Annotated in this window: 16 protein-coding genes; 9 read left to right on the top strand and 7 right to left on the bottom strand. The window is 65.7% G+C overall.

Translation table 11 applies throughout. From position 1 onward, the window contains the following. The coding region (locus ACFVVI_RS08510; protein ID WP_387444510.1) for a hypothetical protein at positions 1–237 on the top strand (237 nt) is incomplete at its 5' end. A gap of 696 nt (positions 238–933) precedes the next feature. On the opposite strand, the gene ACFVVI_RS08515 is transcribed toward ACFVVI_RS08510, so the two are convergent. Then, positions 934–1,596, bottom strand: coding sequence for a TetR/AcrR family transcriptional regulator (locus ACFVVI_RS08515; RefSeq protein ID WP_387444511.1), 663 nt, complete (start codon positions 1,594–1,596; stop codon positions 934–936). Positions 1,597–1,734: 138 nt separating this feature from the next. Here ACFVVI_RS08515 and ACFVVI_RS08520 point away from each other — a divergent pair, with 138 nt between their 5' ends. The 6 genes from ACFVVI_RS08520 (at position 1,735) to ACFVVI_RS08545 (ending at position 6,625) form a co-directional block, all read left to right on the top strand. Continuing rightward, on the top strand, positions 1,735–1,959 hold the full coding sequence (locus ACFVVI_RS08520; protein WP_387444513.1) for a hypothetical protein: 225 nt from the start codon (positions 1,735–1,737) through the stop codon (positions 1,957–1,959). A gap of 199 nt (positions 1,960–2,158) precedes the next feature. After that, on the top strand, positions 2,159–2,896 hold the full coding sequence (locus ACFVVI_RS08525; RefSeq protein ID WP_084472288.1) for a hypothetical protein: 738 nt from the start codon (positions 2,159–2,161) through the stop codon (positions 2,894–2,896). 30 nt (positions 2,897–2,926) lie between these two features. Continuing rightward, the gene (locus ACFVVI_RS08530) at positions 2,927–3,364 is read left to right on the top strand and encodes a hypothetical protein (RefSeq protein WP_067445123.1); all 438 of its coding nucleotides are present in this window, start codon (positions 2,927–2,929) and stop codon (positions 3,362–3,364) included. Between the two features lie 13 nt (positions 3,365–3,377). Next, a complete protein-coding gene (locus ACFVVI_RS08535) occupies positions 3,378–4,079 on the top strand; it encodes a TetR family transcriptional regulator (protein WP_387444515.1) in 702 nt (233 codons plus the stop codon). A gap of 213 nt (positions 4,080–4,292) precedes the next feature. Next, positions 4,293–5,822: a nitric oxide reductase activation protein NorD gene (locus ACFVVI_RS08540; RefSeq protein WP_378990301.1), complete on the top strand. Its 1,530-nt coding sequence runs from the start codon at positions 4,293–4,295 to the stop codon at positions 5,820–5,822. Continuing rightward, on the top strand, positions 5,819–6,625 hold the full coding sequence (locus tag ACFVVI_RS08545) for an AAA family ATPase (RefSeq protein WP_067445129.1): 807 nt from the start codon (positions 5,819–5,821) through the stop codon (positions 6,623–6,625). The genes ACFVVI_RS08540 and ACFVVI_RS08545 overlap by 4 nt, the downstream gene beginning before the upstream one ends. A 499-nt stretch (positions 6,626–7,124) precedes the next feature. On the opposite strand, the gene ACFVVI_RS08550 is transcribed toward ACFVVI_RS08545, so the two are convergent. From ACFVVI_RS08550 to ACFVVI_RS08560, 3 genes are read right to left on the bottom strand one after another with little or no spacing between them, the layout of a single operon-like run. After that, positions 7,125–7,538, bottom strand: a complete 414-nt coding sequence (locus tag ACFVVI_RS08550) for a hypothetical protein (protein ID WP_387444517.1) — start codon at positions 7,536–7,538, stop codon at positions 7,125–7,127. Between the two features lie 55 nt (positions 7,539–7,593). Next, the gene (locus tag ACFVVI_RS08555) at positions 7,594–8,418 is read right to left on the bottom strand and encodes an SAM-dependent methyltransferase (protein ID WP_378990298.1); all 825 of its coding nucleotides are present in this window, start codon (positions 8,416–8,418) and stop codon (positions 7,594–7,596) included. A gap of 32 nt (positions 8,419–8,450) precedes the next feature. Beyond that, a complete protein-coding gene (locus ACFVVI_RS08560) occupies positions 8,451–9,344 on the bottom strand; it encodes a helix-turn-helix domain-containing protein (protein WP_387444519.1) in 894 nt (297 codons plus the stop codon). On the opposite strand from ACFVVI_RS08560, the gene ACFVVI_RS08565 reads away from it, so the two are divergent. Together ACFVVI_RS08565 and ACFVVI_RS08570 are read left to right on the top strand one after the other, a co-directional pair. Beyond that, the gene (locus ACFVVI_RS08565) at positions 9,343–10,959 is read left to right on the top strand and encodes a hypothetical protein (protein ID WP_387444521.1); all 1,617 of its coding nucleotides are present in this window, start codon (positions 9,343–9,345) and stop codon (positions 10,957–10,959) included. The two genes, ACFVVI_RS08560 and ACFVVI_RS08565, sit on opposite strands and share 2 nt — an antisense overlap. Positions 10,960–11,050: 91 nt before the next feature. After that, on the top strand, positions 11,051–11,668 hold the full coding sequence (locus ACFVVI_RS08570) for a hypothetical protein (RefSeq protein ID WP_387444523.1): 618 nt from the start codon (positions 11,051–11,053) through the stop codon (positions 11,666–11,668). A gap of 19 nt (positions 11,669–11,687) precedes the next feature. On the opposite strand, the gene ACFVVI_RS08575 is transcribed toward ACFVVI_RS08570, so the two are convergent. Genes ACFVVI_RS08575 through ACFVVI_RS08585 form a run of 3 tightly spaced genes read right to left on the bottom strand, consistent with a single transcriptional unit; the run spans position 11,688 to position 14,996 of the window. Next, the gene (locus ACFVVI_RS08575; protein WP_387444526.1) at positions 11,688–13,220 is read right to left on the bottom strand and encodes an ABC transporter ATP-binding protein; all 1,533 of its coding nucleotides are present in this window, start codon (positions 13,218–13,220) and stop codon (positions 11,688–11,690) included. Further along, positions 13,213–14,034, bottom strand: a complete 822-nt coding sequence (locus ACFVVI_RS08580; protein WP_387444529.1) for an ABC transporter permease — start codon at positions 14,032–14,034, stop codon at positions 13,213–13,215. Before ACFVVI_RS08580 ends, ACFVVI_RS08575 begins: the two co-directional genes overlap by 8 nt. Next, entirely contained in the window at positions 14,031–14,996 is a 966-nt protein-coding gene (locus tag ACFVVI_RS08585) for an ABC transporter permease (RefSeq protein WP_387444531.1), read from the bottom strand. The genes ACFVVI_RS08580 and ACFVVI_RS08585 overlap by 4 nt, the downstream gene beginning before the upstream one ends. Positions 14,997–15,005: the final 9 nt, after the last annotated feature.

The following is a 15,005-nucleotide window of genomic DNA, read 5'->3' on the forward strand; positions in this document are numbered from 1 at the left end:
GCGTTCGTGGGGGTCGGGCTGGCGTTGGTAGGGATATTCGAGCCGGTGGGAGTGTTCATGGGGGCATTCCGGCTGGGTGCGTGGGCTTTCGCCGGAGCCGTGCCGCTCGGAGTGTTCGTGCCGACCCTGCTCGCCAACGGGATGGAGCCGAATTTCGGGTTCGTCGTCCTGGCAGGGGTCACGGTGTTGTTCACCGGGGCCGGGATGGCGATGCTGGTGACCTCGCTTCGCGACTGAGCTCGCCCGGAGGGAGTTCGCCCGAGCGTCGGGGCATGGTTCGACACCGAATTGGACAGCGCGAGATACCTGGTGTTGATTGGCACAGCTACCTACCTCGAACGATGGTTGCAGCGGCTGTGCCGAGGAATCGCAATGTGCAGCCCGGCCACACAGGCACGACCCTCAGTACTGCATGCAGCGGTCTACCCACTCGGTGGTAGCACCAGGTCAGTGACCGGCCATCCACAACCCGGCTTCCGCGGGGTCCGCACCGATAAGCCCCCGACGAGGCCGGGCTCCCCACCTGGGCGGCAATGATCGGGATGCAGACGTTATCGGGGGTCAGTCGCGGGTCTTGTACGTGATGAGGCCGCCGTCGCTGCAGCGTTCAATCATGTTCAGGTCGTAGATATTCGGGTCGGCCGCGAGCTGATTTGCCTTGATTTCGGACGCCAGGTCTCCCGCAGTAGTCGCCGGAAATTTGAGCTCGTGGTCGAGGTCGGGTAGGCAACGCCTTGTTGTCGCAGGTTCGATTCCTCGGCAGGACACGCAAAACATGGGCAACCGGAAAATGCCTGGTCATCGCGGATTCCTCTTTGATCTGATATCCAACATCTTAGACATCGAAGCTCTTCGGCTGTTGGTGCGAGCTATCCCACCGTCTGCTCGCGTACTCGGGTTGGTGGTGAGGTGGTAGCCGACCCGGATGTCTTCTCATGGTGTCGCCGCAGGAGCGGTTTCGGGAGTTGATCGGCTTGGGGCGTTGTCGGCGACGGTAGCCCAGGTCCTGATCGAGGGTCCGAGCCATCGGTGGAGGTATTCGCGCAGTTGTTCGGGGGTGCGCGTGGGGCTTTCCGTCTGGTCGGACAGGAATGACTGGACGATCCGTTGGATCCATTCGACAAGCTCGTCGAGGGTGCTGGAATCGATGGTGGTCCGTGTCCAGTCGACGGACGTTCGTTCGACCAGCAGGGCGCGTGCGATCGCGCGCGTGGTTTCGGAGGTAACTGTGCGCAGCAGGGTGTGGGTGGATTCCTCGAACATCAGTTGCAGGTAGGGCTGCGAGGGCACCTGCGTGATGATGAACGTGACGCCTTCTACGGCGGCTTCGGCGAGGTCGTCGAAGGATCGAAGGTGGTCGCCGAGTTGATCGAGGAACTCCCGGGTGCCTTCGACCGCCGCCGCTTGCAGGAGTGTGGCAGTGCCCTCGTAGTAGCGGTACACGGTGGCGCGACTCAACCCCAGCGAGGACGCGACGTCGGAGATGGTGGTGCGCGCACCACGGCGTTCGACGCAGCGGTGGGTGGCCTCGAGGATCCGAGCGCGCGCTTCGTCGTCGGTTGCCGGTGGATGGCCTAGCCAGCCTGTTGTGCGCATACGTCGAATCTATCGTCTCGACGGTCCGGGCCGATGCTGAGCGGGCGGTAGGGGCGGTCGGCGCGCGGGGCATCGGCTGAGATCCGACGGCATTCGCGGGCCCTGTTCCGAAGAGCCCTGGACAGCAGGAGATACAACATGGTAAACCTGTATCGCCTGTTATTTTCTGGCCATGAAGGGAATTTGACACGGCGTGCCGAGACCGAGAATTCACGGCATGCCGCCATCGAGCGTGCAGATTGTGTAAGTGCGCTCGATACCGAAGTCCTCTGTTTGCGCAACCCTATCTTCGACGATGCCATCTATGGCGGTGTTCGTTGGTTTACTTGTGGGCTGTGCCCGCAGTGCGGAGGCGAACTGTGACGTGGCATGTCTCTGAATAGGGTCAGTGTTGCGCGAGTTGCTCTCGGCACTTCAAGAGGAATCGGTCGATAGTGCAGAACTATTGGCGATCGATGTATTCGGATCCGGAACGGTGAGCGTCTCCGGTCGCTATCAGCTGTGCGCCGGAAAACGTTTCGTCGCGCTTCGAGTCGTAATTCAGGAGTTGGTGAGGACTTTCATGAACTTGTCGATATTCAACCGACAGTCGGGTGAGAAACGGGCGGACTCGCCGCCGGGGCCGGGTGGTTCGGTGTCCTACGATCAGCATCTGGACGAGTCTTCGGCAGCTCAACGCGAGGCCGACCGGTGGTTGATCGTGGGCACGGTGCTGATGGGCACGTTGGTGCTGGGTTTGATCGGGCTGCCGATCTTCCTGCGGGGATTGTGGCTACTGCGGCGCGCTCAGCAAGCGAATCTGTCGGTGCGCCCCATGATCGTGACCGTAATCGGGTATCTGGTGATCCTGGACGCCGCGATCAACACCGTGGGATGGGTACTGGATATCTTCGCCAGCCACAGCCTGGTGAATCGGGTGTTCTTCACCGGTTGGGGCAACTTCTTCGATGCCGGGTATTTCTGGCACTACAACGAATTGTGGATCGGTGGTGCCGGTGCGCCCGGAGAGAAGTCGTGGGAGATCGCCAGTATCTTCATCGTATTCCCGCTGCGGATCGCTGCCGCGATCGCTTTCCTTCGGATGCAGCGCTGGGGTCATCAATGGCTGATCGTCACCTGCTGGTTCGGTGTGGTGATGTGGGTCGGATATATCGCGAACATGACCATTTATGCGGACCTGCGGTACAGCGGGACGGTGCTTCCGGTGTTCGGTTGGTGGCTCTACGACATCTGGTACATAACGCCATTCCTGGCCATTCCCTATCTGCACACAGTCAATCGTGAGATCTTCTCCGACTGAAATTCCCCGCGAAACACGGAGACACAGAAAATGACCGATCAAAGCAGCAGTCGAACTCCGGAGCAGGACACTTCGCTTCCGGCCGGCACCACGCCGACGTTCGCTCGAATGCACAAATGGCTCCAACGGGCGATCATGGTGTGCCTGTTCGCGCTCGTCGTGGAGGGCTCTCTGACCGTTCCTGCGATCGCGATCTGGTATGGCTACCCATCGCTGTCGCTGACCGAGATCTGTAGCGAGCTGATGAAGGTGCGCTACTCCGACGATGCGCTCGAGTGCGAGTTCCCCTACCCGTTGTCCGGCCCGCCCTTCGGCGGCGCGCCGGAAGCTGCGAACCAGACCACCGCACGCGATGAGTGGGGAATACAACCGAAGCCGGACTACGAACGAATCGGCTTCCGCGAACTGGTCCGCAACCACGACGAGCGGATCGCCCGAGAGAATGCCGCGAAGTCGCCGCCTCGGTGACACCAGCCGCCCGGTGACACCGGGCCGGAACAACCAAGACGTCAGCAGGTCCGGTCGCGCTCGTGAGATTGTCGAGCGCGGCTCGATCCCAGTGCTGAACTTTGAGGATCGACACATGAGCACGGTCACGATCGCGGCCATTGCAGGCTCGCGGAGACTCCGGCAGATCAAAACCCGCGAGCGACTTTTCGAGGCGGCGGTGGCGCAGTTCGGGGTTGCCGGGATGGCCGCGGCCGACCTCGGCGAGATTGCCGCGGCGGCAGGCGTCGCCCGCGCGACGTTCTACTTCCACTTCCCGAACAAGGAGCACATCCTTCTCGCGTTGGCCGACCGCGAGGAGGCAGCGATCGCGCAGAGCCTGCGGAGTTCGGTTTCGGCACCGCGGGATCTGGCGACCTCGTTGGCGCGAACCATCGATCTCGTGCTCGCGCTCGAGAGCCGGTTCGGCACAGCGTTGTTCCGGGATCTCATGTCGGAGCGTTTCACGTCCGACCGCCGATCCCAGCGATGGCCGCAGTGCCCGGTCGCCGCCGCCGTAGCCGCGATCATCGAAAGCTCTGCCGCGCAGCGGAAGATTCCCGCGCATCAGAGCGCGATGTTCTTCGTCGATGGCCTGTATGGGCTGCTGGCGGTCACCGGCGAAGCCAGGCAGCTGCGTCACACGGTCCTCGACAGCTACCTGCTGACCACCGTACGAAGTCTCGAAGCCCGATAGGCGGGCACCGGTCCTGGTCGTGGGCATCACGATTCGGGCCGATGACACGATCTGGAGTGAGAAACATGTGGCAGGAAATTTTTCGCCTGACGGTGTGCTGGGGCGCGATGATCGCGATCGTCGTGTTCTGGTACTGGCTCATCAAGAACATCGGAACCTTCTGATCATGGACCCCCGACATCGCGACTGTCGATCGGTACATCAGGAGGTCTCTTGTACCCCGACGATCTGAGCCACGCACTGGCCGTCGAGCGTGGATGTTCGGTGACCGCGGTTGCCTTCTCCGAGAAGCGGCGAGAAGGCGTGCGGTTGATGAGCGGGCCCGCGCGCGGGTTCGGTTTGAACCGTGCCCGCACACTCGTGAGCGTTCCCTACCCGGTGATGGCGCCGGAATGGACGCGCGCGACGCTCACCTGTGGTGTCGCGTTGCAGTGTTCGCCGTCCAAGGACCGCATCGCCGCCTACGCATTGCACGAGCTGTCACCACGTCAGCGTGTGGCGCTGTCCTGGGTGGAAGGCGGTGTCGCGGCCGGATGGATCGCCGAGCGTTTTCCCGGTCTGGTGCCGGAGTTGCGGCGAATCGCCCCCGACCTCGAGATCGCCGACCACGATCTGGAGGGGCACGCGATGCTGGAGCGTGCGATGGAACTGGCCCGCTCGCGGCCACTGCCGCCACACCCGTTGCTGGGCGGATTGCCGTTGGCGACGGCGGCCCGGGGCGTGTTGGCGGCGACGATCCGCCGGGTCTACGGCCGGATGCCGTGGAGTTCCGCACGCAGCGACCGCCGAGGGATGGTCACCATCCCTGTCGGTGGCGACGGAGGGGAGCGCAGCTCTACGCTTCCGCCGCCGAGCCGTCCCGAAGACGAGGACTTCGAGGTCCGGACCGATCAGCGCTCGGGGATCCCATATCCGGAGTGGAATCTGTGGACCGGATCGTTTCTGGCGGACCACGTCGCAGTTGTCGAACGCCGCCACTCGACCCGCAGTACACCGGTCACCGCGGTCTCGCCCGATATCCGGCGGTGGTTCGAACAGCGCACTCACCGGGAAATGCGCGGTGGACTCGAGGACGGCTCCGATCTCGACATCGACCGTTACGTACGCCACCACGTCGCGGTGCGGACCGGCGCGGCCGGGCAGCCGAAAATCTTCCGGGAGTTGGTACCCAGCTCACGTGATTGCACGACAGCGCTCTTGCTGGACGGCAGTTCGTCGCTCGGGCTCAACGGCGGCAGGATCTTCGCACTGGAACTCGCGTGCGCGGACGCGATGTCACGGGCGATGACACTGGCCCGGGAAAGACACGCGATTTTCGTTTTCACCGGCAACACCAGGCACCGAGTCGAAGTCGGCTGCCTGAAGGACTTCGCCGATCCGCATTTCGTCGATCCGAGCAAGGCCGGACTCATGACCGGCGGCTACACCCGCTTGGGCGCACCTGTGCGGCACCTCACCAAGCGGCTGCTCGAGCAACCCAGCGAACGGCGACTGCTGATCATCATCGGCGACGGACTGATGTCCGACGAAGGCTACGAGGGCCGCTACGCGTTCGCCGATGTCGCACATGCGGTCGCCGAGGCCGAGGAGGCGGGCGTGCTCACCTACTACCTCGGGGTCGGCCCCACCCGCGTCGACCCGCTGCCCGAAGTGTTCGGGTCACGCCGGTCACAGCGGATTCGTCAGGTCGAGGACCTTCCGAGAGTCCTGGCAAACATCCATCGAGAGTTGACAACCCAATGAATACCGATCGATACCTCGCCCACAGCAGTGAAGTCCGCCTGTTCGAGCGGGCCTTCCATCAACACCTGCCCGTGATGCTGACCGGCCCCACCGGATGCGGGAAAACCCGTTTCGTCGAGCACATGGGCCGCGCCCTCGGGCGTGAGGTCGTCACCATCAGCTGCCACGACGACCTCACCAGCTCCGACCTGGTCGGTCGATTCATGGTCACCGGCGGTGACGTCATCTGGACCGACGGACCGCTGACACGCGCGGTCAAGACCGGCGCGATCTGCTACCTCGACGAAGTGGTCGAGGCTCGCCACGACTCACTCGCGATCCTGCACTCGCTGACCGATCACCGGCGAACCCTCTACCTCGACCGCGCCGACGAAACAGTCCTCGCACCAGCAGATTTCATGCTGGTCTGTTCCTACAACCCGGCCTACCGCAGCTCGCTCAAGGAACTCAAACCCTCCTTCCGGCAACGCTTCGTCACCCTCGGGATGGACTACCTGCCACCCGATCGTGAAGCAGAGGTGATCACCGCCGAATCCGGCGTCGAGGTCGCCACCGCGCACCGACTCGTCGGTTGCGCCACCACCATCCGCCAGGCCGACCAGGCTTTCCACTTCGAACCGCCCTCCACCCGGGTTCTGGTCGCTGCGGCGCGATTGGTCGCCGCGGGAGTTGACGAACTCGAGGCGGCCCAGGTCTGCATCCTGGCGCCGCTCAGCAGCGACGGAGCGATCCACGACGGATTGCGAGAGATCGCAGCCGCACACCTGTCGCCCACTGCCACACACATCCAGTCCACGAACTAGGAGTCGCTATGAACGAACAGGACCGCAACCGCCAGCGCGCGTTGATCGTCTTCCAGATCATGATGTACGGGTACCTGCTGACAATGTTCCTCATCCAGGTCAACATGCTGATGACCCGTGACTGGTAAGAATCTGCCCGCCAGCACCGTGATCAGATCGTCGGCGGCCGATGCCGGGCAGCTCGGAGCGTAAGCGTTTATTGGCGTGAACCACGCACGGGTGTCGCTGAATTCGTGGCGGCTCAGTCAGTTTGTGCATGCCCGGTCATTGACCATGGTTGCGGCCTCAGGGTTGTCGCGGGACGCCCCGCTGGGCCGACTCACGCCGCATCCCGGAGCCGCGGCCCGCGCACCCCTCACCCGACCCGAATATCAGCACCTACACCGGTTTCGGGGTCGGTGGCCATGTCGGATCTGAGCGCAGGGTGCGGGGTATCGCGGCTGTCAGGAGGTGCTGCGGCCGAGCTGTGCCGGCACGCGGCGGCTCACGGCTGAGTCGGTCACGCGGCGTGGGAGAGGAAGGTCGATCGTTCGAACTCGCGGTGCCGCACCGCGTGGACGAACGCGGTGTATTCGAGGTGGTCGAAGAAGAGCCTGGCGGCTCCGGCGGAGGCACGGCATTCCGGCGCGGCGCTGAATTCGTAGAGGTCGTCGGATGCTCGGGTGATCGTCAGGGCGCCACGGATGGGCCGGTCTGCTCGGATCGCGGCCTGGAGGGCCTCGAACTGGTGGTGGTCGAGGGTCAGGCATTCCTCGAGGGGGACAGGGTGTGCCGCGGTGGCGACCGGGCGCGCGAGTTTGTCGTCCCAGATGAGGGTGCGGTGGTTGTCGCGGTAGACCATCACGCACGCCTGTTGCGGGGAACTGGCGGCCGCTTTGCGGAAGTGAGCAGCGGGCGGTGTCGGTAACGACATGGTGGATCCTTTCGAACAGCGCTGCCGGCGACGGTGCCGGCAGCGCGGGCACACACTAGGGGAGACTGCCGATAGCCGCGAAATTGCAGGGGCGGGCGTAGTCGTCGTGGTCGATCGGCTGTTCGGGTCGCCAGTCGGTGGCGTAGGTGATGCCGGGGTCGGCGATCGTCCATCCGTCGAAGAAGGTCTGGAACTGCGCGCGGGTGCGCAGGGTGACCGGTGTGCTGGCATCGGTGAAGACCGCCGCGCCTGCGGCGACCTGTGCTTTGATTTCCGCGCCCGCGTCTTCGAGGGACACGTGTGTCATCGCGATGTGGCTACCGGGGGCGAGGGCGTCACGCAGTTGCGCGACGATCTTGCCGGGCTCGCTGGCGTCGGTGACCCAGGGAAGCACCGAAACCAGTAGCAGCCCAACGGGTTCGGTGAAGTCGATCAGGCGCTGGGTATCGGGGTGGGCGAGAATGCGCGCGGGGTCGCGCAGATCGGCGTCGACCATCGTCGCGGTGTCGGTGACACCCTGTTCACGCAGCAGGTCGCGGGCCCGGTTGATCGCTTCTTCGTCGTTGTCGACGTACACGACGCGGGAATCGGGGGCGAGCTCGCGCGCGACCTCGTGGGTGTTGCCGCCGGTCGGCAGGCCGGACCCGATGTCGAGGAACTGGCGAATCCCGGTGCCGGCCATGTAGCGAACGGCGCGGGCGAGAAACCGGCGATTGTGCTGGGCCCACAGGGGATAGAAGGGGATGTCGGCGTAGAGCCGATGAATGAACGGCAGGTCCGATTCGAAGATCACCTCGCCGGTGACCATGTGGTGATAGATGCGTGCGGAGCTGGGTTTGTTGGTGTCGATCGGGCGGGGCTCGAAGTCGCTGTCGGACATCGTGATTCCTCTGCGGTTGCGGTGGTGCCGGTCTATCGCTGAATGGTGGGGCGGCTGCGGAGGCCGCGGACGAGGTGTTCCATGAACTGACGTGAGTCGTGGGGGCTCAAGGCGGTCATCGCCAGGCGGTTGAAGATCTTGTCGCGGATACCGACGGCGGGTTTGTCATCGATGTAGCGGATCTCGCCCTGCGCTTCGATCACCGCCATCTCGAGATCGCCCGCTGCTCCGGGGGAGGGCACGCGAACCAGGATGTAGCGGTCTTCCATGCCGGCGCCGGGTGCTTGGTGGGTGAAGGGCATGACCTGGATCTGAATGTTGGGCCGGGCGGACAGCTCGAGCAGGTGGGTGATCTGGTCGAGCATTACCGCGTCTCCGCCGTAGGTGCGGCGCAGGCAGGATTCGGACAGGATCGCGTGGAACTCGGGTGCTCCCCGCGCGAGCAGGATCCGCTGACGCGCGACGCGGGCTCGGACGTAGTCGTCCACGGTGACCGCGTCCGGATCGTCGGGGTCGAGTTGGAGGGGTTCGTGCAGCGCGCGGATGTAGCTCTCGTGCTGGAGCAGGCCGGGAACGATCTCGGCAGCGGTCTCGCGTAGTCGATCCGCCACCGCCTCGAGGTCGACGAGCAGTCGCAGTTCCTCGATGTAGGCGCGGCGGTAGCCGGAGTTCCAGAATCCGCGGCGATGGCTGTCTTCGCGGAGATCGAGCAGGATCGCGATGTAGTCGTGGTCGGTGACGCCGAGCTGCCTGACCAGCTCGTCGAGTGCCTGGGCGCTCAGATTTCCCGTGCCGCTGATCACCGCCGCGATGCGGGACTGGCTCACCCCGATCATCTTTCCCGCGTCGGCCTGGGTAGTGCGAGACCGGCGCAGAAGCGCGTCGATCTCTCGACCTAGCAGCACTTTTCGTGCGGTTCGTGCCATGGATCCCACCGTATCGGGCTGCTGGGCGGCGGCTGCCACCTGTTTCGCAATCCTGATTATCAGGTTAGATTATCAACCACGATTATTTGGCGAACAAGTCGGAGGGTGTATCCGAACTGCGACATACCCTGCGGCGCAAGAAGAGTGGGGCCCACTCATGGACGTCACCGACCCAGACACCCTCCGCGGCACTCTCGATGCCGGAGCCGCGAACAGCTGGGGGCAGCGACTTCGGACCTATCGTCGCGCTCGATTAGGGCTCAGCCGTGGGGATTTCGCCGAGTTGATCAACGACAGGGCTCGCCGCGACAGCGTCAATGTCGCGTGTTCGGAACGACACATCGCGCGCTGGGAACTCGGCGAGGTCCGCAGGCCCAGCAAGTCCTATCGCGTTCTGCTGGCTGCGCTCGGCGCACCGGTTCCCGAGATCGACTCCGTCCTGTCCTCGCCGGGCCTGAATGTGGGGTTCGCTCGTGAAGTGGTGTCACAGGCTCCCGAGTTCGTCGGTGCCGGTACGCGGCGCGGCGCGGATGCGACGCTGCTGGAGGCCCTCGCGACCGCCGTGGTCGGTTCCGCTGACATCCTGACGCCCTGGCTACCTTCCCTTGACGTTCCCGAGATGCCCTGCGACACAGGGTGCCTCGATCTCGATGCGGTGCGCAGCGCCACCTCTGGATTGCGGGAACGCGATCAGCGACACGGTGGTGGCTCGGTCGCGCGCACGGCCGTCGATCTCCTGAAATCGACGACCGCGCTGCTGGCCGGGTACCGCGGACACACGACGCTCGCACACGCGCTGCTGGTAGCCACCGCCGATCTGGCCCGGCTGATCGGGTGGGCCTACCACGACATCGGTGACCAGCATCGCGCCCGCCAATACGCCACCATGGCTTTGGTTTCCGCGCGGCGAGCGGGTGCGGACAGCCTGGTCGCGTCGACGCTCTACGTGCTGGGGCGGATCAGCTTGATCGAACGCGACCCGCGCGTCGCTCTGCGGATGTTCCAACTCGGCCAGCTACCTGCCCAAGACGCCACCGGAGGTGGGGAATCGGCGCGCTTGTATGCCAATGAGGCCTGGGCACACGCGATGATGGGCGACCTCGACCGGATGCGGACCGCGCTCGCCCGCGCCGAAGACGAGATCGCCCGGGTCGCAGATCATCCCATCGACCCGTGGACCCGGGTGTTCTTCACCCCCGGAGAGTTCACCGGCATGCGATCGGTGATCTACAACGAGTACGCCCTGACAGCCCGCGGACAGACCGCGCAACATTACACAGCCGAAGCCGTCGACGCCGCTCGCGCCTCGTTGGCCGCGTCGACGCCGGGACGCCCTGCCCGCAGCATCCTGTTCGACAACATCACGATCGCCACGGGCACCTTCCGTCTCGGCCAGATCGATGACGCGGTCTCCTTCGCGACGGCTTGCCTGGACATGACCGGTCAGGTCGACAGCGGGCGAGTCGGCGACCGGCTGGGGCAGCTGGTGCACGCCGCGAGTCTCGCGTCCTCGCGATCCGATGTTCGCGATCTCTGTCAGACGATCCGGCGGGCCGTCCGCACCACCCGGCACACTCCGCACCAGCTGACCGAACATCGCCTCGCGACCGCGTAGCAATGTCGACGCAACCCGACGATGTCATCCCCACACAGCGGCATTTACGACATGCCCTGTCGAATGTCATTGTCGCAGAGATTATTCGGCGATGTACTCGGCTCATGACTACGACGACGCCGAGACGTGGCCATCGGGCAATGGGCAGACGCCGGTGAGCCGGGTGTGTGTAGCTGTGACGCACGCAGGCGGCTCCGCCGCGAAGCCCGACAGCCGCGCTGGGGAGAACGCACGCGTGCGGACCGCCGAGGGGTTACTGGAGGCCCGTCAGTTACTGCTCGCCGTCGCCGGGAACCTGCAGGGCGGGTCGCCGCTGATCGGATGGGCACGCGAGCTGGCGGATCTGCACGCGACTCTGTTCACCGCGTCGGTGTCGACCACCCGTCGGCCCGCCGACTTCGACGCGCCTACCACCAGCGGCCGGATCAACACCGTCATCGGCTTGATCGACGAGTGGTCGGCCTGCCATCTGCCTCGCCCCACCTCGGGCCGCCGCCACACCCATTCCCTCGGCGAGGTGATCAGCCACGTGGCAGACACCTACACCCACGTGCAATGGACACTGCGCCACACCAAGAGCGCCGAACACCAGCACCACGCCGCTCTGCGCTTTGCTCAAGTCCAGGAAGGCTATGCCGACCTGGTCGAGGAAATTCGAGCCCTGCGCGTCGCGCTACCGCTGGGCCGGGGCCACCAACCCGCCCCATAGCGGGCGAGGACTCCGGTGTTCAGGTGGGTGTCGGTGTCCCTCTGGTAGGGCGGAGTTGCCGGGTGTGGCCGACCTCGTCGGCGGCCAGGAATCCGGACAGGATCGGGATGGGCTGGTCGGCGCAGGACTCGGCTGGTACGCCGGCCTCGATGACGCGCCCCGCGTCGACCATCACGATCCGGTCGGCGCGGTGGAAGTGGGTACGCAGATCATGGGTGATCATCAGAATCGCGGCGCCGGTTCGATGCCGGTAGCTGTCGAGGTACTCCAGGATTCGGCTGGTCAGCGGCGCGTCGAGCGCGGTGGTGATCTCGTCGCACACCAGGACAGCGGGTTCGGCGCCGAGTGCTCGCGCGAGGGCGGCGCGTTGAAGCTGGCCGCCGGACAATCCCGCGGGATATCGAAGTGCTTGCCGCGCATCGATACCCAAGTCGTTCAGCAACTCGTGAGCGTGCCGGCGGGCGGTGTCTCGGTCGACTCCGCGCAGCCGGACGGCGGTGGCCGCGACCTGGTCGAGAATCGTGCGCCGAGGGTCGAACGAGGCTGCCGACTCCTGCCACACGTACTGAACGGCGGCGATCTGTGCGCGACTACGCCGGCGCAGCGGGGCCAGTGGTTCGCCGTCGAGCAGCACGTGGCCGCTGTCGGGACCGACCAGTCCGGCGATCGTACGACCGATCGTCGACTTGCCCGCCCCGGATACGCCGACCATCGCGACGAGTTCACCGCGATGCAGATCGAGGTCGACACCGCGCAGAATGCGCGAACGTCGATGGGAGACAGCGAGATCACGCAGTCGCAGAACAGGCGGTGACACCGCGGACGCTCGTCGTCGGGGCGGTGCGGCCACCGGCGCGGGTCGGTCGCTGTCGTGGAGCCGACCCGCGCGCACGAACAGCGTCCGGTCGCTGACCCGGTCGACGGCGACGGTGTCGTGGGTGACGAGCACTACGGCTTTGCCTGTCCGCCGCAGCCGGTCGAGTCCGGTGAGCAGGGCGGCTCGCGCGAGGGGATCCAATCCGACTGTCGGCTCATCCACGATGAGCACATCGGGATCCGACATCAGCACCTGCGCCAGCGCGAGCCGGGTACGTTCGCCGCCGGAGAACTCGAACGGATACTTGCCGAGCATGGTGGCCAGGGTGTGGTCGGACACCTCGAACGCCGCGGCTGTCAGCACGTCGGCAACGTGGCCGCGCCGGGTGGCCCGGTCGGTGCGCGGCAGCCCGAGGCGACGTCGACGAAGCCGCTCCAGCTCGGCCAGCGCGGTACCGATTCTGCGAGCGGGGTTCAGGGTGGACGCCGCATACTGGGGCACGTAGCCGATCCGCACGCTGCTCCGCGGTCCTGGGCACCGAATGGTTCCCGCGACAACAGTTCCCGCGACCGCGACGCCCGCAATCGCCGTAGCGATGGTGGTTTTGCCGGCACCGGAGGGGCCGAACAGGGTGACGATCTCGCCAGCGTACACATCGAGGTCGATGTCGTCGACGAGGACAGTCCGGCCCGCGGTGACCCGCAGCGCACGCACACTGATGAGCGGCTCAGCCATCGCGGTCGCCGGTGGCCAGGCGCGCGGCGCGGGTGCGAGGGTCGGCGAGCAAGTCGTCGGCGAGCAGATTGACCCCGACGATGAGCGCCACGATCAACAGCGCGGGCAGGGCCACCGACCAGGGCGCGATGGTCAGTGCGTCCTTGTTGGCCGCGACCGACACCGCCCAATCGGTCGAGGTGGTGTCGAATCCGAGGCCGAGGAAGTTGGCCGACGCCAGAAAGTACACGGCAGCGGTGAACCGCAACGCCAGATCGGCGGCGATCGGCCGGGACATCTCGGCAACCGCGTAGTTGCCGTATCGGAAGGCTCGGCTCTCGCCCTGCATCCGCAACGCGTCCATGACCGTACCGTGGACAGTCCCGCGGGCCGTCATGCGAACGAATCGCGCGATCGGCGCGACGAGCACGAAACCGATCGCACACGCGATCGCGACCGCTGAGCCACGAGTGCGCAACGCGGCAACCATGATGATGAGCAACGAGGGCAGACACAGCAGCACATCCATCGGGCGCATCAGCAACTCGTCCACCCACGCGCGTGGCGCCGCGGCCGCCGCGACACCGATCAGCGACCCGAGGAGATAGGCGACGGTGACGGTCACGGCCGCGACGACGAGGAATGTCCGTCCGCCGGTGAGTGCGGCGGCCAGCACGTCGCGCCCGAGCCGGTCGGTGCCGAACGGTGACCAGTCCGACGGCCCGAACGGCGACTGACGGTGCGGTGGCGCCCCCACGGCGAGAAACGGCCCCACGGTCGCGACGAGTACCGGCACCGCGACCAGCACGCTGTAGATCCAGCGGCGCAGGGTCATCGGCGGATGCCTTCGGCCGACCCGGGCACCATGCGTTGCCCGGCGATATCGATGACGGTGTTGATCGCGATGGCGACGACCCCGGTGATCGCGACGATCGCGAGGATGACCGGGTCGTCACGGTTGCCGATGGCGCCGATGAGCGCCGACGCGATGCCGGGCACCACGAACACCGCCTCCACGATGAGCACACCGGAGAGCAGTCCGTCCCCGGTGCGCCCGAGTTCCTGCATCGCGGGCGCGAGCGCGTTGGGCGCGACATGGCGGGTCAGCAGCGATATCCGGCCGACGCCGAGTCGGCGGGCCGCGGCGATATAGGGCTGATCCATCACGTCGATGACACCGGCGCGGACCAGCCGAACCAGGGGAGCGGCGACGCGAGCGACCATCACGATCAGCGGCAGCACCAGGTATTCCGGACGGTCGAGCAGGGTATCGAGGTCGGTCCCGAGGAAGGTGGCGGGCAGCAGGTCGAGATCGAGGGCGATGTAGCTGACGAGCAGGACCGCGAGCACGAAATCCGGAATGGAATCGAGCCCGATACTGACGGCGCTGACAATCCGATCACACCACGATCCCGGTGCCGAGCCCGCGGCGAACCCGGCCGTGACGGCGACAGGGACCAGCAGCGCCAAGGCCAGCGCGGCCATCAGCGCGGTGGTCAGGAACGGGTCGGCGATCACGTCGCCGACCGGGTGCCCGTTGGCGTAGGACACGCCGAAGTCGCCGACCACGGCGCCGGCCAGCCAGTCCAGGAAACGCTGGACCGGTGCCACGTCGAGGCCGAGCAGATGCCTGGCCGCCGCGCGCTGCTGCTCGCCGAGGACGTCGTTGCTCTGCACGTCGGCAGCATCGCCGGGCAACAGCAATGAGAGCACGAACACCAAGACCAGCAGCACGCCGAGCTGGCCGATCCCGATGACGCTGCGGCGCAGCAGGAATCGGGTGAACGGGGTCGACAAGCGCACGGA

This window comes from Nocardia sp. NPDC058114 (assembly GCF_042884695.1).
Classification (GTDB): Bacteria; Actinomycetota; Actinomycetes; order Mycobacteriales; family Mycobacteriaceae; genus Nocardia.

Excerpts from the sequence above, each read along its gene's own strand:
- ACFVVI_RS08525 (WP_084472288.1), top strand. The coding sequence starts at position 2,159 with ATGAACTTGTCGATATTCAACCGACAGTCGGGTGAGAAACGGGCGGAC.
- ACFVVI_RS08530 (WP_067445123.1), top strand. The coding sequence starts at position 2,927 with ATGACCGATCAAAGCAGCAGTCGAACTCCGGAGCAGGACACTTCGCTT.
- ACFVVI_RS08565 (WP_387444521.1), top strand. The coding sequence starts at position 9,343 with ATGGATCCCACCGTATCGGGCTGCTGGGCGGCGGCTGCCACCTGTTTC.
- ACFVVI_RS08560 (WP_387444519.1), bottom strand. The coding sequence starts at position 9,344 with ATGGCACGAACCGCACGAAAAGTGCTGCTAGGTCGAGAGATCGACGCG.
- ACFVVI_RS08550 (WP_387444517.1), bottom strand. The coding sequence starts at position 7,538 with ATGTCGTTACCGACACCGCCCGCTGCTCACTTCCGCAAAGCGGCCGCC.
- ACFVVI_RS08545 (WP_067445129.1), top strand. The coding sequence starts at position 5,819 with ATGAATACCGATCGATACCTCGCCCACAGCAGTGAAGTCCGCCTGTTC.
- ACFVVI_RS08520 (WP_387444513.1), top strand. The coding sequence starts at position 1,735 with ATGGTAAACCTGTATCGCCTGTTATTTTCTGGCCATGAAGGGAATTTG.
- ACFVVI_RS08515 (WP_387444511.1), bottom strand. The coding sequence starts at position 1,596 with ATGCGCACAACAGGCTGGCTAGGCCATCCACCGGCAACCGACGACGAA.
- ACFVVI_RS08575 (WP_387444526.1), bottom strand. The coding sequence starts at position 13,220 with ATGGCTGAGCCGCTCATCAGTGTGCGTGCGCTGCGGGTCACCGCGGGC.
- ACFVVI_RS08570 (WP_387444523.1), top strand. The coding sequence starts at position 11,051 with ATGTACTCGGCTCATGACTACGACGACGCCGAGACGTGGCCATCGGGC.
- ACFVVI_RS08555 (WP_378990298.1), bottom strand. The coding sequence starts at position 8,418 with ATGTCCGACAGCGACTTCGAGCCCCGCCCGATCGACACCAACAAACCC.
- ACFVVI_RS08580 (WP_387444529.1), bottom strand. The coding sequence starts at position 14,034 with ATGACCCTGCGCCGCTGGATCTACAGCGTGCTGGTCGCGGTGCCGGTA.